The organism is Leifsonia sp. GW821-FHT13C09 (assembly GCF_058806435.1).
In genome coordinates this window covers 349,597-369,878 of the sequence record NZ_JBXAPS010000004.1, presented here as the reverse complement: position 1 = coordinate 369,878, position 20,282 = coordinate 349,597, and the positions used below count along the sequence as shown (strand labels likewise).

The window sequence follows — 20,282 nt, the reverse complement described above, 5'->3', positions numbered from 1 at the left end:
GGAATCGGCTCACCCGCGCGGCCGCTACCCTGGACGGATGGACTCCGCCCCCGCTCCCGCGACCTCCTCCAACCCCGGGACCTCCTCGAGCCCCGGGACCTCTTCCAACCACTGGGTGCTGACCTTCAGCTGCGCCGACCGGCCCGGCATCGTCCACGCCGTCTCCGGCGCGATCGTGGCCGCGCGCGGCAACATCACCGAGAGCCAGCAGTTCGCGAGCACCGACACCGGCCGCTTCTTCATGCGGCTGCAGGTGGAGTCGGCGGCCGACCGCGCCGAGTTCGAGCGGGCGCTCGCGCCGGTGGTCGAGCGGTTCGGCATGACGCACCGCGTCGACAACGTCGGCCGCCCGCTGCGGACCCTCGTGCTGGTCTCCACCGCCGCGCACTGCCTCAACGACCTCCTGTTCCGGCAGCGCGCGGGTCAGCTCCCGGTCGAGATCCCGCTCGTGCTGTCCAACCACGCCGCGCTCGGCGACCTCGCCGGCTTCTACGGGGTCCCGTTCGAGTCGCGGCCCGTGACCGACCCCGCGTCGAAGGCCGCGTTCGAGGAGCGCGTCCTGGAGGCTGTCGAGGAGCACGACATCGAGCTGGTGGTGCTCGCGCGGTACATGCAGATCCTCTCCCCCGAGCTGTGCGAGAGACTGGCCGGCCGGGCGATCAACATCCACCACTCGTTCCTGCCGGGCTTCAAGGGCGCCAACCCCTACCGCCAGGCCCACGCCCGCGGCGTGAAGCTGATCGGCGCGACCGCGCACTTCGTCACCAGCGACCTGGACGAGGGCCCGATCATCGAGCAGAACGTCGTGCGCGTCGACCACACCCGCAGCGTCCCCGAGCTGGTCGCGATCGGCCAGGACGAGGAGTCGCGGACCCTGACCCAGGCGGTCAAGTGGTTCGCGGAGGACCGCGTGCTGCTCGACGGGGCGCGGACGATCATCTTCCGCTGAGACGGCTTCGGCCGCCGCTCAGCCACGGCCGGCCCCGATCGGTAGACTGACGCGGTGACCACGCACGACCAGCAGACCCCGACCAAGGTCGGGCCCAACGACATCCTCCGTTTCGTGCTGGAGCTGTTCGCCATCGTCTCGCTGGGCATCTGGGGCTTCGCCGCGTGGCCGCTGCCCTGGAACATCGTCGTCGGGATCGGCGCCCCCGTGCTCGCGATCCTGCTGTGGGCGCTGTTCCGCTCCCCCAAGGCCGTGCTGCACGTCGACGTGTTCGTGAAGGCGGTGGTGGAGATCGTCGTGATGGGCTCCGCTGCGTTCGCCTGGTGGAGTCTGGGGCAGCCGATCGTCGCGCTCGTGTTCGCGGTCGTCGCGACCGTGAGCGGCGTGATCAACGGACGGCGCGAGTTCGCATGACCGGCGTCGTCGTCCATGACGCCCGCAAAGTGGATGCGAGCGGACAGGTCGACGAGTTCTGGCTGGTCGCCGACGGCGGCGTGATCGTCGCGACCGGCTCCGGCACGGGCTGGCACGAGGCCGCCCGCGTGCCGGGCCGCGAGGTGATCGACGCGCGGGGCCACTGGCTGACGCCCGGCTTCATCGACCTGCACTGCCACGGCGGCGGCGGCCACCCGTACGACGACGGCCCGGAGGAGATGCTCGCGGCCCTCGCGACCCACCGCGCCCACGGGACCACCCGTGCGCTCGTGTCGCACGTCGCGAACCCGCTGGCCTCCCTGCGCGAGAGCCTCGGCGTCGTGGCCGACCTGACCAGAGCCGACCCGATGGTGCTCGGCTCGCACCTCGAGGGGCCGTTCCTGTCCCGCGAACGGCGCGGGGCGCACGATGACGCCTTCCTCCGCGACCCGGGGCCAGAGATGGTGGAGGAGCTCATCGGAGCCGCCCGCGGCACCTTGCGCACCGCGACCATCGCTCCCGAGCTGCCGAACGCGCTGGAGGCCATCGGCGTGCTCATCGAGGCCGGCGTGGTGGTCGGCATCGGGCACACCGCGGCCGATTACGAGCAGGCGCAGCGGGCGTTCGAGGTCGGCGCACGGCTCCTGGTGCACGCCTTCAACGCGATGAACGGCATCCACCACCGCGCTCCCGGCCCGGTCATGGCGGCGATCGAGAACCCCGAGGTGACGCTCGAGCTCATCCTCGACGGGCTCCACGTCCACCCGTCGGTCGCGGGGCTGCTGTTCCGGGAGGCGCCGGGGCGGGTCGCCCTGGTGACCGACGCGATGGCCGCCGCCGGCGCTTCGGACGGCGACTACCGTCTGGGCGGCCTGAACGTCAGCGTCCGCGACGGGCTGGCGGTGCTCTCGGGAACCAGCACGATCGCCGGTTCGACTCTCACCCAGGACGTCGCGCTCCGCAACGCGATCACGCGGGTGGGGCTGGACCCGGTGGCGGCGGTGACTGCGCTCACCGCAACCCCGGCGAAGACGCTCGGCGAGTCCCACCGCCTCGGCCGGCTGCGCACCGGCTTCGCCGCCGACGCGGTGCTGCTCGACCACGACTGGCACGTCCGCCAGGTCCTGGCCGACGGCCACCTCCTGTAACCCCGCCGGCCACCTCCTGTAATCCCGGCGGCCCGTGCCCCACCCCCACCCCCACCACTCGCCACCCGCCGCAGCCAACGGAGGACATCCCTCCTCCGTCGGCCCGGATCTCCTCCGTTCCCTGCCATTCCCGGGCGTGTCAATCCCGAACTCCTCCGTTACCAACACGAGCGACGGGATGTGGCGAACGGAGGAGATCCGGGCCGCGACCACCCCGAAAAGCAGTGAACGGAGGAGATCGGGGCCAGCGGAGGCCGGATCTCCTCCGTTCGCGGCCGGAGGGCAAGGGAAGGGGCAGGGGAAGAGGGAGGCTACAGCTTCTGCCAGGCCGGCTTGTGGTCGTAGGCGTAGCGGTAGTAGTCGATGTTGCGCAGCCGGGAGGCGGCGGCCTCGTCCACGAGCACGGTCACGTGCGGATGCAGCTGGATCGCCGAGCCCGGGTTGGAGGCCGACACCGGCCCTTCCACCGCACCGGCGAGCGCCTCGGCCTTGCCCTCCCCGAACGCCAGCAGCATCAGGTGCCGCGCGCGCAGGATGGTCGACAGGCCCTGAGTGATGCAGTGCATGGGCACGTCGTCCTCGCTCGCGAAGAACCGGGCGTTGTCCTTCCTGGTCTGCTCGGTCAGCGTCTTCACGCGGGTGACCGACGCGAACGACGACCCGGGCTCGTTGAAGCCGATGTGGCCGTCCGTGCCGATGCCGAGGAGCTGCACGTCCACACCGCCGGACTCCGCGATCGCCTTCTCGTAGTCCGCGCCGGCGTGCTCGATCGTCGCGAGGGCGCCGTTGGGGACGTGGATGAGCGACGGGGTGAGGCCGAGCGGCTCCACGACCTCCCGGGTGATGACGGCGCGGTACGACTCGGGGTGCCCGGCGGGCAGGCCCACGTACTCGTCCAGCGCGTACCCGCGCACGTGCGACACATCGGTGCCGGACGCGGCGATCCGCCGGGCCAGCGCCCGGTACACCGGCAGCGGTGTGGACCCGGTCGCGAGCCCCAGCACCGCGTCGGGCTTGGCCGCGATCAACGCCTGGATCGACTCCGCCGCGAGCTCGCCCGCCGCGTCCTTGTCCGCCACCACCACGACTTCAGCCATCTGCTCCTCCAACGAGCGCCGCACCGAGGGCGGCAACGGGTGTTCCTTCGGGGACGAGGCGCACCCGCCGCGACAGCGCGAGCGACGCGAGGAACGGGGACGTCTCCGCCCAGCCGTCGAGCACCTCGTGGACGTCGCAGAGCAGCCGGTCCCCCAGATGACTGAGGCCGCCGCCGATCACCACGGTGTCGACGTCGACGGTCAGCACGAGGACCCGCACCGCTGCGGCGATGCCCTCCGCCAGCCTAGCCGCGATCGCGCGCGCCTCGCGGTCGCCGTCCGCCGCGGCCGCGAACAGCGAGCGCGCCGGGAGCGGATCGTCCGTCGGCCACTGCCGGGCGATGCCGGAGCCGCTGGCCACGGTCTCCAGGCAGCCGCGCTGACCGCAGCCGCAGAGCGCACCGGCGGGGTCGACCGGGAGGTGGCCGATCTCGCCCGCGACGCCGGAGGCCCCGCGCCAGAGCCGGCCGTCCACGACGATGCCGGCGGCCATCCCGGTTCCGAGGTTGAGGTACGCCATCGTGCCGCCGAGGCCGAGCACGTGGAAGGCTCCGAGCGCGGCCGCCTTCACGTCGTTCTCGATCCGCACGCCGACGCCCAGCCGCCCGGCCAGCTCCCCGCCGAGCGCCAGCCGCTCCACGCCCAGGTTGACCGCGTGCGCGACCTGGCCGGAGGCGCTGTCCACCATCCCGGGGATGCCGATGCCGATGGATGTGAAACCGCCGGCCGACAGCCCGGTCAGCTCGCCGATCCGGGCGACCGCGGTGACGGCGGTCTCCACGACCGCCGCGTGCCCGAAACCGGTCGCCAGCCGGACCCGCTGCGCGAGGCCGCCCACGTCGTCGACGGCGACGGCGTCGGTCTTGGTGCCGCCGATGTCGATGCCGAGCCTCACGGGGTGGGCCCGTCCACGTCCTCCGGAGCGGTCGCCGGGGCGGCGCTCGCAGCCGCCGGCGGTTCCGCGTCGAGCAGCTCGATCAGCGCGCGCCCGACGAGCCGGGACGCGCCGAAGGTCGCGATGTCCGCGTAGCGGCGGTCGTCGCTCGGCCAGCCCATGTCCACCACGAGCACGCTGTCCCGCACTGCGCGCAGCCGGTCGATCGCAGCACGGGCGAAGGCGTGCCGGTGGTTGTCCTTGCCGATCACGAGCACCGGCGACTGCGCGGCGAGCACGAGGTCGGGATGGTCGCCCTCGGTGAACACGACCAGCGGATTGGCCGCGAACGCCGACGTCGCACCGTCCGCTTCGGCCGCGACCTCCGCGAACGGACCCCACGGCGCCTCGCCGATCGCGATGTTCGCGACGGTGTCGACGCGCACGACCGAATACCGGCCGTGATGCGCCCGCAGCCACGACGCCGCGTGCTCGGAGAGGTCGAACGCCTCCAGCGCGCGACGCACATCGAGGGGATCGAGGTCCCCGGCTCCCACGCGCGACGCGGCCTCGTGCGCGGCGCCGTCCGCCCGCACCGCCTCGGCGAGCGCGAGCACGCGCCCGGCCGCCTCCTCGACCCGGGACACGGCGACTCGCCCCTCCACGACTGCCGCGACGATCGCGTCCTCGATCTCCGCGAGCTGCGCGTCGGTGTTCTCGGTGCCGATGCAGAGCAGGTCGCAGCCCGCCGCGAGCGCCAGCACCGCGGCCTCCGGGATGCCGCGCTCCCCGCTCGCGCCGTGCATGTCGAGTGCGTCGGTGACGACGACGCCGCCGAAGCCCAGCTCGCCGCGCAGCAGGCCCTCCACGATGGTGCGGCTGAAGGTCGCCGGGAGGTCCGGATCGATCCGCGGCAGCAGGATGTGGGAGGTCATCACCGTGCGCGCGCCCGCCGCGATGACGGCGCGGAACGGCTCCAGCTCGCGCTCGCGCAGCTGCTCGAGGCTCAGGTCGACGACCGGCAGCTCCAGGTGGGAGTCTGCCGCCGTATCGCCGTGGCCGGGGAAGTGCTTGGCGCACACCGCGACGCCGGCGGCCTGGAGGCCGCGCGTCCAGGCGGCGCCCTGCTCGGCCACCACGGCCGGCAGCGAGCCGAAGCTCCGCACCCCGATCACGGGGTTGTCCGCGTTGGAGTTGTTGTCGACGTCCGGCGCGAAGTCCAGGTTCACCCCTGCCGCGTGCAGCTCCTCCCCCACCCGGCGGGCGATGCCCTCGGTGTAGGCGTCGTCGCCGAGGCGGCCGAGCACGGCGTTGCCGGGGAACGGCGAGCCCGTCTCGTAGTAGAGCCGGGTGACGTCGCCGCCCTCCTCGTCGATCGCGACGATGGCGTCCGGGTTGGCCGCGTAGACGGCGTCCGTCAGCTCCCGGAGCTGGGCGACGGACTCCACGTTCTGACCGAACACGCACACGCCCCCGAGACCGTTCCGCAGGCGCTCCTCCAGCCACGCGGGCAGCGTGGTCCCCACGAAACCGGGGAGGAGGGTTGCCGCGATGCTGCGACGGAGGGCGGTGTCGGTCGCGCTGGGCTGGGTGACCGACATCCCGCTCACCCCTTGACCGCCCCGCTGACCAGCCCGCTGGTCATGCGTCCCTGGACGATGAGGAAGAAGACGATGACCGGCACTGCGACGAGCATGGAGGCCGCCATGACCTGGCCCCAGTCGGTGGCCCGCGACGCGGACTGCTGGATGAAGCCGCGCAGCCACAGCGGGAGCGTCTGGCTGCTGTTCTCCTGCAGGATGACCAGCGCGACGGTGAATTCGTTCCAGGCCTGCAGGAAGGCGTAGACGCCCGAGGCGACGAGGCCCGGCGCGAGCAGCGGGAAGGTGATCCGCAGGAAGGCCTGCGTGCGGCTCAGGCCGTCGACCATCGCGGCCTCCTCCAGGTCGGCGGGGATGCCGGCGACGAAGCCGCGCAGCATCCAGATCGTGAACGGCACGACGGCGGCGATGTAGATGATGCTCACGCCGACCACGGTGTTGAGCAGACCGAGCGAGCCCATCAGCTTGTACTGCGCGATGAACAGGCCCTCCGCGGGCAGCATCTGGATGAGCAGCACGGCGAGCACGAACGAGGTGCGTCCGCGGAACTTGAACCGGCTGATGGCGAGCGCCGCGAGGAACGCGAACGCCAGGCAGAACACGACGGTGACCAGCGCGACGACCACGCTCATCCCGAGCGCAGGGAAGAACGTCCCGCCGTTGATGACGGCCGTGAAGTTGTCCAGCGAAGCGCCGAACGGGAGCCAGGTCGGGGTGGAGCTCTGCAGCACGACGTTCGGCAGCAGCGACGAGTTGAGCATCCAGTAGACCGGGAACACCCAGATCAACCCGAGCGCCACGGCGAGCACGCCGAGGAGGATGCGGCCAGGACGGACCTTCTGCTTCAGCTTGCGGTCTCCGGCGACGGTGGTCATGACTGGTCCTCCTTGAGCAGGTGGCGGACGTAGAACCAGCTGAGCGCGATGGTCAGGATGAGGACGAACACCGAGACGGCGCTGGCCATCGCGAAGTCGCTCGATCCGACGCCGAGCTGATAGATGTAGGTGCCGAGCAGGTTGGTCTCGCTCGCGATGGAGCCCTTGTCCTGCAGCAGCTTGATCTGGGTGAACACGCGCAGGTCCCAGATGATCTGCAGCAGCAGCACGATCCCGAGCACCGGCCGGATCATCGGCAGGATGATGTACCTCAGCCGCTGGAAGCCTTTCGCGCCGTCCATCTGGGCGGCCTCCAGCACCTCGGTGGAGACCTGGGTGAGCCCGGCGTAGACCGAGAACGCGACGAACGGCACGCTCATCCAGGTGACGATGACGCCGGCGACGAAGAAGAACGAGAGCGGGTTCTGCAGCCAGTTATGGTTCTGGAAGTCCAGCCCCCACGAAGTGAGCACGTTGTTGATGACGCCGCGGCGCCAGTCGAACAGCCAGTTCCAGACGGTCATGGCGGCGACGACGGGCATCGCCCACGCGAGCAGGAGCGTGATCTGCAGGAAGATCCGCGGGAAGCGCGAGACGCCCGACATCAGGAGCGCGAGGCCCACCCCGATCACGACGGTGACGGTCGCGGTGACGAGGCAGAACACGAGGGAGCGGCCGACCACGATCCACATGTAGGGGTCGGAGAACAGCGTGACGTAGTTGTCGAACCACACGAACGGCGCGGGCTGGCCGAACTGCTGTGCGAGTCCGAAGTGCTGCATCGAGGTGACGAGCTGCCAGACGATCGGGTAGCCGAGCGCGAGGAGCAGGATGAGGATGGCCGGCAGGAGCAGGGTGTACGGGGTGAGGCGGCCTCGGCGCTTGCGCGGCGCGGACGGAGCGGGCGCGCTCGCGGTCGGTGCGACGGTGGCGGGTTCGCGGGTCGTGGTCACGGCGGTCCTCCTTCCGGGGGTGTGTTGAGGAAAGTCTGGAGGCAGGGACGAGGGCGCGGAAGGGGTGGTGCTGCTTCCGCGCCCTCGCCTGCGGGTGACGCTAGCTGGAGCCGATCAGCCGTTCTTCACGTTGAGGAGAGCGTTGATCTTGGTGTCGTACTGCTGGGCGAGGCCCTTCAGGTCGGACGCGTCGCGGATCTTGGAGAAGAACTCCTCCATCACGTTGGCCGCCTCGACCGAAGCCCAGCCCGGCGCGGCCGGGGTCAGCTTGGAGTTGGAGGCCGACTCGACGAGCGCCTTCGCGAACTGGTCGTCGCCGAGCGAGGACACGTAGTCCGAGTTCGCCGGGCCCAGGCCGTTCTTGCCGAGCAGCTCCTGGTACTGCTTGCTGAAGATGATCTTCAGCAGCGTCTTGGACAGGCCCGGGTTCTTGGACTTGGCCGAGATGCCGATGTTGGAGCCGCCGGCGAAGACCGGGGCCGGCTTGCCGTCGTTGCCCGGCAGCACGTACGTGCCGAAGGTGTTGTCGTTCCAGGTGCGGACCGCCTTGCCGTCCTTGGTGGACAGGTCGCCGATCGACCAGTGCGCCCAGCCCGGAGCCATGATGGTGGCGGCGGCCAGCGAGGTGTCACCGGTCTTGTTGCCCTTGTCGTCCACCGTCTGGTCGGTGTCGTTCAGGTAGATGTACTGGTTCGAGTCCTTGGCGTCGTTCGGGGCCTTGGACGCGTTCTTGTAGATGTCCTGCAGCTGCTGGAGGCCCTTCAGCGAGTTCGCCGAGTCGAGCGTGGCGACCCACTTGGAGCCTTCCTTCTTGGCGATGTCACCGCCGTTCGCGAAGATCCAGGAGATGCCGTCACGCCAGTCCTGGCCGCCGAGGAAGAAGCCCGAGAAGTTCGGGATCCCCTTCGGGTTCTTGGCCGTGATGTCGGCGACGGTGCTGTTGAACTGGTCGAGCGTGGTCGGCACCGAGGCGCCGGCCGCGTTGTAGACGTCCTTGCGGTAGAACATGTAGCGCGAGCCGAAGTAGTACGGCAGCGTGTAGTTCTTGCCGTCGACCTTGCCCGCCTCGACGAAGGAGTGCAGCAGCTTGTCGCCGCCCAGGTCCTTGTACATGTCGGAGACGTCGAGGAAGGCGCCGACGTTGGTGAACGTCGGGGACTGGGTGTTGCCGATCTCCGTCACGTCCGGCGTGTTGTTCGCGTCGGGCAGCGACGTGGTGAGCTTGGTGACGATGTCTCCCCAGTCCTGCTGCTCGATCTTGAGCGTGGCGCCGGTCTCCTTGTTGAACTCGGTCTTGAGGTAGTTGCGCAGCGCGTCCGGGGTGTCGGAGCCCACGAGCCACAGGGTGACCGTCTTGCCCTTCCCATCGGTGCTCGGAGCCTGGCTTCCGCCAGAGGCGCATCCGGCGAGCACGAGAGCGGAAGCCGTAGCCACAGCGGCGAGGCCGACGAGCTTTCTCTTCATTGCTGTTCCCTTCATTCGTTTCGGGCTTTCTTGGGTGGTCGGTGGCTGCGGTCGCAGCACACCTTCGGTGCAGGGGTCGTGGATTTCACGGTGCTGTGTCACGAGACCCCGAGTTGTCCGGAGAGGACGAGTACGGCCGCGCCGCGCAGGACGATGTCCTGCCCTTGCGTGGTCATCCGGACCGCGAGGTCGGCGTGGTTCTCCGCCATCGTCCGGTTCCGGAGCGTGTGGATGGTCGCCTCGGCGAGGGGGCCATCGAGCAGGTCGGTCGGGCCGCTCAACACGAGCTCCGACAGGTTGAGGGCGCCGACGACCGGCGCCAGGGAGATGCCGAGCCGCTGGCCGGCCTCACGCAGGACCGGGGTGGCGTCGCGCCCCGCGGCTTCGGCCTGGCGGATGCCGCGGCGAAGCTGCGGAACGCTGAGCCAGTGCTCGAGCACCTGCTCCCGGGTGTAAGTCGCGTCCAGGCCGAGGTCGGTGCCGACCATGACCTGGCCGATCTCGCCCGCGGCGAAGTGGCTGCCGTAGACCAGCGTGCCGGCGATGATCAGGCCGGCGCCGATGCCGTGGCCGACGCGGATCAGCATCATGTCGCCGGTCGCGCCGCCGTAGCTGTGCTCGGCGAGCACGGCCGCGTTGGCGTCGTTCGCGACGACGACCGGAAGGCCGGTCATCCGGTGGAGGTCGTCCTGCAGCCGCACGTCGGTCCAGCCGAGGTTGGGCGCGGTCAGGATGGTGCCGCTGAGGTCGACGACGCCGGGCGAGCCGACGCCGATCCCGAGGATCGGGGCGGTCGCGGCGGCGACGAGCTCTGTCACGAGCGCGCGGACCTTGACGAGCGCGGCCTCGCCGGTGGCGGACTCTTCGTCGCCGTCGCCGAGCGGCACCTCGACCGAGGCGAGCAGTTCGCCATCGAGATCCATCACCGCGCCGCGGAACCGGTCGTGGTCGCTGAGGTCGACGCCGACGATCTGGTGCGCGGTGCGGTTGATGTCGAGGAGGACGGCCGGCTTGCCCGGGCGGGCGGACTCCCGCTGCCCGAGCTCCACCACGAGCCCCTCGCCGAGGAGTTCGGCGACGAGGTCGGAGACGGTGACCCGGGTCAGGCCGGTCTCACGGGCCAGGTCGGCCCGGCTGCGCTGTCCCGAACGGTAGAGCGTCTGGAGCACCAGCGAGCGGTTGTGGCTGCGCGCGTGCTCCGGGAGGACCTTGGAACGCGGGCGCAGCGCCTTGCCGGGGCCGAGGCCTCCGTTGCTGCCGAGCACGTCCGTTGTGGTCATGTTTGTTAGTAAAGCTTACGAACAAAAGAAACGCAAGCTCCGACTTCAAGTCGTTACACTCCGAGCGTGAACACCTCATCCCCCGCTCCCGCCCGCGCCCCCTTCGACCTGTCCGGCTCCCGGGCCCTGGTGACCGCAGCCAGCCGCGGCCTCGGCCGCGAGATCGCGCTCGAACTCGCCGGCCAAGGCGCCGACGTGGTGCTCGGTGTGCGCGACCCGGACGGATCGGCGGGCCTGGTGGAAGAGCTGTCGTCGTTCGGGGTGACGGCCCGTGCGATCCGGATGGACGTGCTCGACCTCGCGGGGTGCCGCACCGCGATCGACGCGGTCACTGCCGAGCTCGGCCCGATGGACATCCTGGTCAACAACGCCGGCGGCGGCGTCGACGCACCGGCTCTGGAGGTCACGGAGGACGACTTCGAACGGGTCTGGCAGCTCAACACGCGCTCGACGTTCTTCCTGTCGCAGCACGTCGCGAAGAGCATGCTGGCGAACGGCGGCGGCGCGATCGTCAACGTGGCGTCGCAGGCGGGCCTCGTCGCGCTCCCGGGCGAGTCGTCCTACTGCTCGGCGAAGGCCGCGGTCGTCCACCTCACGCGCTGCCTGGCGGTGGAGTGGGGGCAGTACGGCATCCGGGTCAACGCGGTGGCGCCGACCTTCATCGAGACGGACGGCACGGCCAAGGCCCTGTCGGACGCCGCGTTCCGCGCCGACACCATCGAGCGCATCGCGGCCCTGCACCGCATCGGCGCACCCAGGGAGGTCTCCGGCGCCGTCGCCTTCCTCGCCTCCCCCGCCGCCTCCCTCATCACCGGCCAGACCCTCGCCATCGACGGCGGCTGGACCGCCCGCTAGCGCCGACATCCGTGCCGAATGTCGCGGTTGACGCGGCGAAAGTCGACATTCGGCACGAATGCAGTGGGCCCTCGAACGCCGAAGGGCCCGGCGGATCGCTCCACCGGGCCCTTCGTCGGTCACGCGCTCAGGCGAGGCGCGTCTTCAGGTTCTCGCTGATCGCGTCGAGGAACTCCTCGGTGGTCAGGAACTTCTGGCCGGGGCCGACCAGGAGGGCGAGGTCCTTGGTCATCTTGCCCTCCTCGACCGTCTTCACCACGACGTCCTCGAGGGTGTGGGTGAAGTCGATCAGGTCCTGGTTGCCGTCCAGCTTGCCGCGGTGCGCGAGGCCGCGCGTCCAGGCGAAGATCGAGGCGATCGGGTTGGTGGAGGTCGGCTTGCCCTGCTGGTACTGGCGGTAGTGCCGGGTCACCGTGCCGTGCGCGGCCTCCGCCTCGACGACCGAGCCGTCCGGCGTGGTCAGCACGGAGGTCATCAGGCCGAGCGAGCCGAAGCCCTGCGCGACGGTGTCGGACTGGACGTCGCCGTCGTAGTTCTTGCAGGCCCAGACGTAGCCGCCCTCCCACTTGAGGCTGGAGGCGACCATGTCGTCGATCAGGCGGTGCTCGTAGGTGAGACCGGCTGCGTCGAACTTCTCCTTGTACTCGGTGTCGAAGACCTCCTGGAAGAGGTCCTTGAACCGGCCGTCGTAGGCCTTGAGGATCGTGTTCTTGGTCGACAGGTAGACCGGGTACTGGCGGTCGAGGCCGTAGTTGAACGACGCGCGGGCGAAGTCGCGGATGGACGCGTCCTGGTTGTACATGCCCATCGCGACACCGGCGCCGGGGGCCTGGTAGATCTCGAAGGACTGCGCCTCGCCGCCGTCGGCCGGCTGGAAGCTCATGGTCAGCGTGCCCGGGCCGTCGAAGGTGAAGTCGGTGGCGCGGTACTGGTCGCCGAAGGCGTGACGGCCGATGACGATCGGCTTGTTCCAGCCCGGGACCAGCCGCGGGATGTTGGAGATGATGATCGGCTCGCGGAACACGACGCCGCCGAGGTTGTTGCGGATGGTGCCGTTCGGGCTCTTCCACATCTTCTTCAGGCCGAACTCCTCGACGCGGGCCTCGTCCGGGGTGATGGTGGCGCACTTGACGCCGACGCCGTGCTTCTGGATGGCGTGAGCGGCGTCGATCGTGATCTGGTCGTCGGTCTCGTCGCGCTTCTGGATCCCGAGGTCGTAGTACTCGAGGTTCACATCGAGGTACGGGTGGATGAGGGAGTCCTTGATCGCCTTCCAGATGATCCGCGTCATCTCGTCGCCGTCGAGCTCGACGACCGTTCCATCAACCTTGATCTTGTCCACTGGTTCTCCTGAGGTCTGTGCCGTTTTTCAGCCGGAGACAGCTTACCCGAGTCCGGGAACTATCTTGACATCGAGACAGTTTTGTCAGCGTCCGGTCAGCCGCACCCGGCCGACTATGCGAGGGTCGCCTCGCACGTTACCCTTTCGTTATGGCTGAGTTGAGACTGGAAGAGTTGAGCGCGAAGACCGTCGTCGCGGCGAACGCGCTGTCGCTGAAGCCCGGCCAGGAGCAGTTCATCGCTCCGGTGTCGTACTCGGCCGCCGCCGCGGTCGCCGACCCGTCCACGTCGTGGCAGCGCGTCGTGCTCGACGGCGACGATGTGGTGGGCTTCATCATGGGCGACTTCAACCCCCACGCCGAGCACGACGAGTTCAAGGCGATCCTCTGGCGCATCAACGTCGACGCAGACGACCAGGGCCGCGGCATCGGCACCTTCGCGGTCAAGGCCCTCGCCGAGGAGGCCCGCGGCCGCGGCGTCTCCCGGCTCCACGTGATCTGGGAGTCCGGCGAGCTCGGCCCCGAGCAGTTCTTCCTGCGCACCGGCTTCAAGCCGATCGGAGAGACGCAGTACGGCGAGACCATCGGTGCCCTCGACCTCTGAGCCTTCGATTTCTGAGCCCGGCTCCACCGGCGACGACTTCGCCTCCCGCGTGCTCGCGGTCGTGGACAGCATCCCGCCCGGCCGGGTGATGACCTACGGAGACGTCGCCGCGGCGCTCGGATCGCGCGCAGCGCGCATGGTCGGGCAGGTGATGGCCTACTACGGCGGTGACGTGCCGTGGTGGCGGGTGGTGCGCGCGAGCGGGCACCCTCCCGCGAACCATGAGCACCTCGCCCTGGAGCACTACCGAACCGAAGGGACGCCGCTGCTCGGCGGCGGCCGCTCCCCGTACCGCGTGGATCTGAGGACGGCCCGGCACGGCACTCGCTGAGATCATCCTGCCGATCGATGCAAGTGTTCAGCTTGATGGTGTTGACTGGACGGGTCCGTCCATGTGAACCCGTCCAGGAGCGCCTGTGCCCCGTACCCGCCGACTCGCCCTCGCCGTCGCCGCCGTCCCCCTCGTCGTCGTCGCCCTCTCGGGGTGCTCCGTCGTGGCGGCGTTCACGCCGCACGTCGATCCGGCGATCTACGACTCGGCGAAGGAGTTCAACGCGGCGGACACGAAGAGCATCGGCTCGCCGACGTTCGTCCCCGACGACGCGACGGTGATCCGGGTCGACCACGACACCCACACGGGCGAGGCGATCATGACCTACGGGTCGCCGACGCTGCTCAAGAAGGACGTCTGCAAGCCGGTGAACACACCGGCGCCGAAGCCCACCATCCAGGACAGCTGGTGGCCCATCTCGGGCATCCCGGCCACCTCGACCTCCTGCCCGGGAGGCTGGAGCGTCTTCTCCATGGGGCAGCAGGTGTTCGCGGTCCGGCCCGCCACCGGCACCAGCAGCAACTGAGGGCACCGGGCCCGCCGACGCGGCGCACTCAGGGCTTGCTCCCCTCCGCCACCTGAGCCGGGAGCACCAGTTCCACGATCGTCCCCAACCCGGCGACCGACCGCACGTCGACGTGGCCCCCGACGGTCTCCACCCGGTCGCGCAGGCCCTCCAGGCCGCCACCCGGCTCGATGCGCGCTCCCCCGCGGCCGTCGTCCTTCACGGTCACGGTCACGGCGTCGCCGTCGCGCGCGACCAGCACGGCGCAGCTTCGGGCGCCCGCGTGCTTGGCGGCGTTCGCCAGGCACTCCGAGACGCAGTAGTAGATCGTCTCCTCGACCACATCCGGCAGGCGCTCGGCCGGCTCGACCTGAACCTCGACCGGTACGACGCTGCGCTGGGCGAGCTCCTCCAGCGCCGAACGGAGGTCGCCGTCGGTCAGCACCGTCGGGTGGATGCCGCGCGCGAGCTCGCGCAGCTCCCGGAGCGCGTCGGCGAGCTGCGCCGACGCCTTCTCCAGGTCGGCCACCAGCTCCCCCTGCCCGGCGGCCGCGGCCTTCGTGGTCGCGATCCGGAGGCCGATGGCCAGTGACACCAGCTGCTGCTGGGAGCCGTCGTGCAGGTCGCGCTCCAGCCGCCGGCGGGCGAGGTATCCCTCCTCGACGATGCGCAGGCGCGACTCGCGCAGCTCCTGGATGGTCTGCTCGAGCCGTCCGCGCAGCCGGTCGTTGTCCACCGACAGCAGCAGGGCAGACGACACGGCGTCCAGCAGCCGGTCGTCCTGGCTGAGGGCCACGTCGTGCTCGATCAGCGCGATCGGCCCCTGATCCGAGTCGATCGCCATCGTCGAGCGGCCGGGCCGCTCGATCCGGTCGCCGTCGGGCACCGCGTCACCCGCGCTGGTGCGGTACGAACGCCGGTGCTCGTCCCACCAGTACACGCGGAGCGAGTGGTCGTGCAGGGTGCGCGCCAAGCTGGACTCCCAGAGCGCCCTGTCCACCTTGTCGCGCGCGACGATGACCAGGTCGGCCACGCGCGACCGCAGCCCGCGCGCGTAGAAGACACCGCCGACATAGGCGGGTGGGATGAGCGCGATCGCGATCGGCGGGACGAACTGCAGCCACCCGCTGTCCCAGCCGAGGGCGAAGCTCACCGAGTCCTGCACCGTGCCGTAGCACCACAGCAGCAGCGCCAGCGGCATCACGAAGGACACCCGCCGCGCCGGGAGGGAGCTCGTCACCCAGCGCACCGCCAGCCGCCCGGCCACCGTCAGGAGCAGCGCCACGCCGACCACGCGCCACGCGACGCCGAGCCAATAATCGGCGTCCGGGCTCGGCAGGATGGCGTACGGATTGGCGACGCAGCCGCAGTCGGCCGGCGCCGGCGACGAGAACAACAGGATCCCCAGGAACCGCACCAGGAACGCGCCGCTCAGCGTGTACGCCACGACGCGGTCGAAGCGGGACGACAGGTGGCCGCCGGGATACGTCAGCACCAGGATGCCGACCAGCACCGCCCACAGGTCCGTCACGCCCTCCACCAGCGGCCACAGCCAGCCGATGTCCCGGGTGAGCGGGTACCAGGCGCCCGCCGCCCAGAAGAAGGCCGCGCCCACCATCAGCCAGCCGGGCGCCGCGCTGCGGATCGCTCGCCAGGCGATGACCGCGCAGACGACGTAGTCGACCGCGACCGCGACGAACACGGTGGCCCAGCCGATGCCCTCCGGCCGCGGGCCGTAGTCCCCGGTCAGCGCGCTGAGCACCTGCGCCAGCACGTTGAGGGCGATGGTCACCGTGATCGCGGCGGCCCGCCCCCAGAGGCGCCCGGCCCCCATGATCGCCTCAGGCGTCCCGGCCGAGGAAGCGCAGCACCGCGAGGACCCGCCGGTGTCCTTCGGTGGTCTCCTCGATGTCCAGCTTGGCCATGATGTGGCCGATGTGCGACTCGACCGTCCGGAGGCTGAGGTGCAGCGCCGCGGCGATACCCGCGTTGGAGAGGCCTTCGGCCATCAGCCGGAGCACGTCGACCTCCCGGGACGACAGCGACTCGACGGCGGCTTCCGTCGACCGGGCGGCCACGAGCACCTGCACGACCTCCGGGTCGACGACCGACCCGCCGGCCGCGACCGTGCGCACGGCGTTCACCAGCGCGTCGGCGTCGGCGACGCGGTCCTTCAGCAGGTATCCGGTGCCGCTGCCGGCGCTCATGGCGCGGATCGCGTACCCCGCGGTGGTGTACATCGAGAGCAGGAGGACGCCGACCTGCGAGCCGGAGGCGCGCAGCGTCTCGAGCGCGCGGAGGCCCTCGTCGGTGTGCGTCGGCGGCATCTTGATGTCGAGCACGACGGCGTCGAGGCCGTCGTCGTCCGCGAGCACCGCGAGAGCCTGCTCCGCGGTGTCCACCGCCGCCACGACCTCCACGCCGCCGGCGCGCAGGATCTGCCCGATCCCCTCACGGAGCAGCACGGCGTCATCGGCGACTGCGACCCGGAGCGGGCGGGCTACCGAGTTGTCTACCCCGACCACGCGCTTACCTTAGCAGTCGGACGCGCTCATCTGAGCATGCTGCGGCTGTCTGCCCCACCGTCGGACACACGCGCTTACCTCAGCAGTCGGACACGCTCATCTGAGCATGCTGCGGATCGCCTCACCGGTCAGTTCCGCCTTGGTGATGAACCCGTCCGCCCCGCTGTCGGAGACCCGCGTCCCATAGTCCCGCAGCGACCGGCTCGAGGTGAGCACGACCGCGGCCCCGGTCTCGTGCACAGCGGTCACCAGGTCGAAGCCGTTGGCGTCGGGGAGGCCGACGTCCATCAGCACCACGTCCGGCGCGAGCGTGCGGCTGAGCTCGACGCCGCCGGCGCCGGTCTCGGCGTCCCCGACGACGGAGAAGCGCTCGAGCGTGAGCAGCTCGGCCGCCTGAGCCCGGAACCGTGCGTGGTCGTCGACGATCACAACACGGAGGCACATGCCTCGATTGTCTCCGGGCGCCATTCCCGATCGCATCCGTGCCAGCACGCATCGGCAAACGGGTGACCCCCCGGATGCGGGCATCGCGCGGTCGGCAGGAACATATGAGTCAAGCTCAGCAAACCCGAGGAGAACGCGATGTCCGCCGCAACCCGAACCGCCTACCCGAACGGCGCCGCCCGAACGGCAGCCGAGGCGGTCGCGGCGGACCTCGGCGCCCTGCCGCTGGTGGTGCTCGACCTGGACCGCGCCCGCCGCCGCTACACGGCGCTGCGGGAGGCCTTCCCCTGGGTGGACGTGCTCTACGACGTGAGCGCGCTCGCGCACCCGCGGCTGCTCGCTGCGGTCGCGGACGCGGACGGCGGCTTCGCGGTGACCCAGGATCAAGCGCTCCCCGCCCTCGTCGCCGCAGGCGTCGGCGGGCGCCGCATCCTGCACGCCACGCCCGTCGCCCACCCGCACGAGTCTCGCGCCGCGTACGACGCCGGCGTCCGGCACTTCGTCCTCGCCGGATCGCGCGCGGTGGAGGCGTTCGCCGGCGCGCCCGGCGACCTGCGCGCGCTCCTCCGGCTGCGACCCGGGATCACCGGCAGGCCAGCGCACCGGGCCGTCGGCGGAATGACGCCGGAGGAAGCGCTGTCCGCGGCCGCGGCGGCGCGCAGCTTCGGCGTCCGCATCGCCGGGCTGTCCCTCACCCTCCCGGCCGACGGCAGCCCGGCCGCGTACGTGGCCGAGATCGTCCGTGCGGTGGGCGTCGCGGCCGACGTCGAGGCGGCGACCGGCTTCCGGCTGCGCATCCTCGACCTCGGCGACGGCTTCCCGGGGCGCAGCGGCGAGCGCTCCGCCGAGCGGGAGGAGCTGGCCCGCGCGATCCGCGGCATCGTCGCCCCCGCGACCTCCGGCGTGACGGTGACCGCCGCGGCGGGCCCCGCGGTCACCGCGGGCTGCGTGACGATCGTCGCGGGTGAGACCCGGAGCGAAGTCGACCCCGCGACTGCGGGCGAGCTGATCGACGCGGGGGCGGAGGTCGTGGTGCTCGACACCGGGCCGTCGCCGTTGCGGCACCTCCCCGCGCTCCGTCTCCCGCTCGTGCGCGGGGGCGGCTCCGAGCACCGGATCATGCGGCGAGCATCGCACGGCTGATCCGTACAGACCTGGCCGGCGGCGGGCCGCCAACCCAACCGGTATCCAACCCCTTGGCCCGCCCCGACCACGGCGACAAGCCCCGGAACCTTCGAGGAGGGCCCGGGGCTTGTCGGTCGTGCCGTGTATCGTCTGGGATGTGAAATTAGCTCCAGTACTCATGGCAAGCGCGGCGCTGAGCGTCTCCGTCGTCGGAGCGGCGGCGCCCGCGACCGCGGCTCCGGCCGTCTACACCGTCACCGGGACCGTGTTCCACGACGCCGACCGCGACGGCATGCTCTCGCTCGGCGACCTCCCGCTCGCGAAAGCCACCGTCGCGCTCTACGGCAGCGCGGAGGACGCCGCGGCGCGCACCGGCGCCCTGCGGACCGTGACCACGAACGCGCTCGGCGTCTACTCGGCGACCGCCCTCCCCGCCGGCACCTATTACGCAGCGGCGAGCGCCGACGGCTACCGCTCGGGGGCCGTTGCCGAGGCCACCATCCAAGGGATCTCGCTGGTCGGCGTCGCGGACCTCGCGGCCAGCCGGCAGACCGACCTCACCGCTACGGTGTTCGCCGACAGCAACGGCAACGGCGTCAGGGACGCCGGTGAGAGCAACCTCAACGGCAAGACGGTGATCCTCATCGACGTGCTCGCCACTCAGAAGGCGATCGAGGACGGCTCGCTCGCCTCCATCGACGTCGGCTCGGCGGTCGCCGGCGCTCTGGGCGGCTCGCTCGACCTGGGAGACGCCATCCGGTTCCGGACGACGGCGAACGGGCAGCCCATCACCTTCGCCGACGTCCCGGAAGGCGCGTACGTCGTGATGCGCTCGCCGTTCAACCTGACGATCGGCGAACTGCTCGCCAACACCTCGCGCGTCACGGCGCTCATCGACCTGATCGGCTCGGGCAGCGCCGACGCCCTCCTCGCGATGGACCCGGCCCTGCTCGACACCGGCGACATCAGCACGACGCCGCGCAACGAGTACCTGACGAAGCTCGCCTCCGGCCTCTCCCGCGCGGTCGCCGTCGTCGACGCAGCCGACACAGAGAAACTCCTCGGCGCGGACGCCTCGGCGCAGCTCGGCGCGGTCACGGGCACGGTCGCGCAGGCGGCTGGCTTGCTCGCCGGCGTCCCGGCGACGCACGTAGCCGCAGTCGACCACTGGGGCACGAGCTACCAGCTCACCGACCTGAAGGCGCAGAAGACGTCGGACTTCCTGTTCGGCGTCCGCCAGCACGTCAGCATCGCCGGGACCGTGTTCAACGACTCCAACGCCAACGGCAAGAAGGACGGCCTGGAGACCTCCGAGGCGGTCACCCTCACGGCCTACCGCGCGGACGGCACGGTGCTCGGCTCGACCAAGACGCCGTCGCTGGTCGGCCCCTACAAGCTGGGCGGCCTCCCCTACGACACCGACATCTACCTGGGCCTGAGCGGCACCGCCAAGACGCCATCGGTGCGCTTCACGGGCGACGTGCCCGCCGCCCTCGCGGACGTGACGCTGATCGGCTCCTACCGCCTCTCCGGCGCAGGGACGGCCGACTCCGTGTCGCAGGACATCGGCCTCGCCACGCTCACCCCGCCGACCGCGACGGTGAGCGCCGTCTCCGCGTCGGGTACGGCCACCCTCACGCTGACGAACCCGACCTCGGCGGCCCTCAACATCGGCTATCGCGTCAACGGCGGAGCGACCATCGCGTCGACCGTCCCGGCGAAGCCGCTCCTCGGGTCCGCGGGGGCGCGCACCGTCACGCTCGCCGGTCTGATGGCCGGTGAGAACACCGTGGCGATCGACTGGTCGGCCGGTGTCTACGACGGCGGAACCATAACCCTGTCGGTCGTCCGCTGATACCTGCGGACAGCGCGAAGGTCCCGGAAGGAGCGAACCATCC

At 70.8% G+C, this 20,282-nt stretch carries 20 protein-coding genes; 9 read left to right on the top strand and 11 right to left on the bottom strand.

Translation table 11 applies throughout. From position 1 onward, the window contains the following. The first annotated feature begins 37 nt into the window (after positions 1–37). The 3 genes from purU to nagA are packed head-to-tail and all read left to right on the top strand — an operon-like array spanning position 38 to position 2,511. Positions 38–949 (top strand): formyltetrahydrofolate deformylase, encoded by a 912-nt coding sequence (gene purU, locus AC1ROW_RS15580; protein ID WP_493019806.1) that lies wholly within the window; start codon positions 38–40, stop codon positions 947–949. A gap of 54 nt (positions 950–1,003) precedes the next feature. After that, positions 1,004–1,363: a YrdB family protein gene (locus tag AC1ROW_RS15575; RefSeq protein ID WP_493019805.1), complete on the top strand. Its 360-nt coding sequence runs from the start codon at positions 1,004–1,006 to the stop codon at positions 1,361–1,363. Beyond that, entirely contained in the window at positions 1,360–2,511 is a 1,152-nt protein-coding gene (nagA, locus tag AC1ROW_RS15570) for an N-acetylglucosamine-6-phosphate deacetylase (protein ID WP_493019804.1), read from the top strand. The genes AC1ROW_RS15575 and nagA overlap by 4 nt, the downstream gene beginning before the upstream one ends. A gap of 311 nt (positions 2,512–2,822) precedes the next feature. Here nagA and AC1ROW_RS15565 read toward each other — a convergent pair whose 3' ends face one another. The 7 genes from AC1ROW_RS15565 to AC1ROW_RS15535 form a co-directional block, all read right to left on the bottom strand. Beyond that, entirely contained in the window at positions 2,823–3,608 is a 786-nt protein-coding gene (locus AC1ROW_RS15565; RefSeq protein WP_493019803.1) for a glucosamine-6-phosphate deaminase, read from the bottom strand. Further along, a complete protein-coding gene (locus AC1ROW_RS15560; protein ID WP_493019802.1) occupies positions 3,601–4,503 on the bottom strand; it encodes an ROK family protein in 903 nt (300 codons plus the stop codon). The genes AC1ROW_RS15565 and AC1ROW_RS15560 overlap by 8 nt, the downstream gene beginning before the upstream one ends. Continuing rightward, complete coding sequence (locus AC1ROW_RS15555) at positions 4,500–6,083, bottom strand: glycoside hydrolase family 3 protein (RefSeq protein WP_493019801.1); 1,584 nt, start codon at positions 6,081–6,083, stop codon at positions 4,500–4,502. The genes AC1ROW_RS15560 and AC1ROW_RS15555 overlap by 4 nt, the downstream gene beginning before the upstream one ends. 5 nt (positions 6,084–6,088) lie before the next feature. After that, complete coding sequence (locus AC1ROW_RS15550) at positions 6,089–6,958, bottom strand: carbohydrate ABC transporter permease (RefSeq protein WP_493019800.1); 870 nt, start codon at positions 6,956–6,958, stop codon at positions 6,089–6,091. Then, entirely contained in the window at positions 6,955–7,911 is a 957-nt protein-coding gene (locus AC1ROW_RS15545) for a carbohydrate ABC transporter permease (protein WP_493019799.1), read from the bottom strand. Before AC1ROW_RS15545 ends, AC1ROW_RS15550 begins: the two co-directional genes overlap by 4 nt. Before the next feature lie 114 nt (positions 7,912–8,025). After that, the gene (locus AC1ROW_RS15540; RefSeq protein ID WP_493019798.1) at positions 8,026–9,375 is read right to left on the bottom strand and encodes an extracellular solute-binding protein; all 1,350 of its coding nucleotides are present in this window, start codon (positions 9,373–9,375) and stop codon (positions 8,026–8,028) included. A 98-nt stretch (positions 9,376–9,473) separates the two neighbouring features. Next, positions 9,474–10,655 (bottom strand): ROK family transcriptional regulator, encoded by a 1,182-nt coding sequence (locus AC1ROW_RS15535; RefSeq protein ID WP_493019797.1) that lies wholly within the window; start codon positions 10,653–10,655, stop codon positions 9,474–9,476. A gap of 66 nt (positions 10,656–10,721) precedes the next feature. Between AC1ROW_RS15535 and AC1ROW_RS15530 the strand changes: the two genes are divergently transcribed. After that, positions 10,722–11,510 carry an SDR family NAD(P)-dependent oxidoreductase gene (locus tag AC1ROW_RS15530; protein WP_493019796.1) on the top strand — a complete coding sequence of 263 codons (789 nt, stop codon included), beginning with the start codon at positions 10,722–10,724 and terminating at the stop codon, positions 11,508–11,510. 127 nt (positions 11,511–11,637) lie between these two features. On the opposite strand, the gene AC1ROW_RS15525 is transcribed toward AC1ROW_RS15530, so the two are convergent. After that, positions 11,638–12,852: an NADP-dependent isocitrate dehydrogenase gene (locus AC1ROW_RS15525; protein ID WP_493019795.1), complete on the bottom strand. Its 1,215-nt coding sequence runs from the start codon at positions 12,850–12,852 to the stop codon at positions 11,638–11,640. A 149-nt stretch (positions 12,853–13,001) separates the two neighbouring features. Here AC1ROW_RS15525 and AC1ROW_RS15520 point away from each other — a divergent pair, with 149 nt between their 5' ends. The 3 genes from AC1ROW_RS15520 to AC1ROW_RS15510 all read left to right on the top strand — a co-directional run bounded on the left by AC1ROW_RS15520 (position 13,002) and on the right by AC1ROW_RS15510 (position 14,311). Next, positions 13,002–13,454 carry a GNAT family N-acetyltransferase gene (locus tag AC1ROW_RS15520; RefSeq protein WP_493019794.1) on the top strand — a complete coding sequence of 151 codons (453 nt, stop codon included), beginning with the start codon at positions 13,002–13,004 and terminating at the stop codon, positions 13,452–13,454. Next, the gene (locus AC1ROW_RS15515) at positions 13,438–13,785 is read left to right on the top strand and encodes an MGMT family protein (RefSeq protein WP_493019793.1); all 348 of its coding nucleotides are present in this window, start codon (positions 13,438–13,440) and stop codon (positions 13,783–13,785) included. The genes AC1ROW_RS15520 and AC1ROW_RS15515 overlap by 17 nt, the downstream gene beginning before the upstream one ends. Before the next feature lie 85 nt (positions 13,786–13,870). Next, positions 13,871–14,311 (top strand): hypothetical protein, encoded by a 441-nt coding sequence (locus tag AC1ROW_RS15510; RefSeq protein WP_493019792.1) that lies wholly within the window; start codon positions 13,871–13,873, stop codon positions 14,309–14,311. 28 nt (positions 14,312–14,339) lie between these two features. Here the strand turns inward: AC1ROW_RS15510 and AC1ROW_RS15505 are convergent, their stop codons facing one another. The 3 genes from AC1ROW_RS15505 to AC1ROW_RS15495 all read right to left on the bottom strand — a co-directional run bounded on the left by AC1ROW_RS15505 (position 14,340) and on the right by AC1ROW_RS15495 (position 17,259). Then, positions 14,340–16,124: a sensor histidine kinase gene (locus tag AC1ROW_RS15505; RefSeq protein ID WP_493019791.1), complete on the bottom strand. Its 1,785-nt coding sequence runs from the start codon at positions 16,122–16,124 to the stop codon at positions 14,340–14,342. 7 nt (positions 16,125–16,131) lie between these two features. Beyond that, positions 16,132–16,815 carry a LuxR C-terminal-related transcriptional regulator gene (locus AC1ROW_RS15500; RefSeq protein WP_493019790.1) on the bottom strand — a complete coding sequence of 228 codons (684 nt, stop codon included), beginning with the start codon at positions 16,813–16,815 and terminating at the stop codon, positions 16,132–16,134. 96 nt (positions 16,816–16,911) lie between these two features. Then, positions 16,912–17,259, bottom strand: coding sequence for a response regulator (locus AC1ROW_RS15495; RefSeq protein ID WP_493019789.1), 348 nt, complete (start codon positions 17,257–17,259; stop codon positions 16,912–16,914). A gap of 138 nt (positions 17,260–17,397) precedes the next feature. Between AC1ROW_RS15495 and AC1ROW_RS15490 the strand changes: the two genes are divergently transcribed. Then, positions 17,398–18,402: a type III PLP-dependent enzyme domain-containing protein gene (locus tag AC1ROW_RS15490; protein WP_493019788.1), complete on the top strand. Its 1,005-nt coding sequence runs from the start codon at positions 17,398–17,400 to the stop codon at positions 18,400–18,402. Positions 18,403–18,541: 139 nt separating this feature from the next. After that, complete coding sequence (locus AC1ROW_RS15485) at positions 18,542–20,239, top strand: hypothetical protein (RefSeq protein WP_493019787.1); 1,698 nt, start codon at positions 18,542–18,544, stop codon at positions 20,237–20,239. Positions 20,240–20,282 lie beyond the last annotated feature (43 nt).

What these genes read in the sequence shown, in the direction of transcription:
- AC1ROW_RS15565 (WP_493019803.1), bottom strand. Translation starts at nt 3,608, where the DNA reads ATGGCTGAAGTCGTGGTGGTGGCGGACAAGGACGCGGCGGGCGAGCTC.
- AC1ROW_RS15505 (WP_493019791.1), bottom strand. Translation starts at nt 16,124, where the DNA reads ATGGGGGCCGGGCGCCTCTGGGGGCGGGCCGCCGCGATCACGGTGACC.
- AC1ROW_RS15550 (WP_493019800.1), bottom strand. Translation starts at nt 6,958, where the DNA reads ATGACCACCGTCGCCGGAGACCGCAAGCTGAAGCAGAAGGTCCGTCCT.
- AC1ROW_RS15490 (WP_493019788.1), top strand. Translation starts at nt 17,398, where the DNA reads ATGTCCGCCGCAACCCGAACCGCCTACCCGAACGGCGCCGCCCGAACG.
- AC1ROW_RS15535 (WP_493019797.1), bottom strand. Translation starts at nt 10,655, where the DNA reads ATGACCACAACGGACGTGCTCGGCAGCAACGGAGGCCTCGGCCCCGGC.
- AC1ROW_RS15520 (WP_493019794.1), top strand. Translation starts at nt 13,002, where the DNA reads ATGGCTGAGTTGAGACTGGAAGAGTTGAGCGCGAAGACCGTCGTCGCG.
- nagA (WP_493019804.1), top strand. Translation starts at nt 1,360, where the DNA reads ATGACCGGCGTCGTCGTCCATGACGCCCGCAAAGTGGATGCGAGCGGA.
- AC1ROW_RS15540 (WP_493019798.1), bottom strand. Translation starts at nt 9,375, where the DNA reads ATGAAGAGAAAGCTCGTCGGCCTCGCCGCTGTGGCTACGGCTTCCGCT.
- AC1ROW_RS15495 (WP_493019789.1), bottom strand. Translation starts at nt 17,259, where the DNA reads ATGTGCCTCCGTGTTGTGATCGTCGACGACCACGCACGGTTCCGGGCT.
- AC1ROW_RS15555 (WP_493019801.1), bottom strand. Translation starts at nt 6,083, where the DNA reads ATGTCGGTCACCCAGCCCAGCGCGACCGACACCGCCCTCCGTCGCAGC.
- purU (WP_493019806.1), top strand. Translation starts at nt 38, where the DNA reads ATGGACTCCGCCCCCGCTCCCGCGACCTCCTCCAACCCCGGGACCTCC.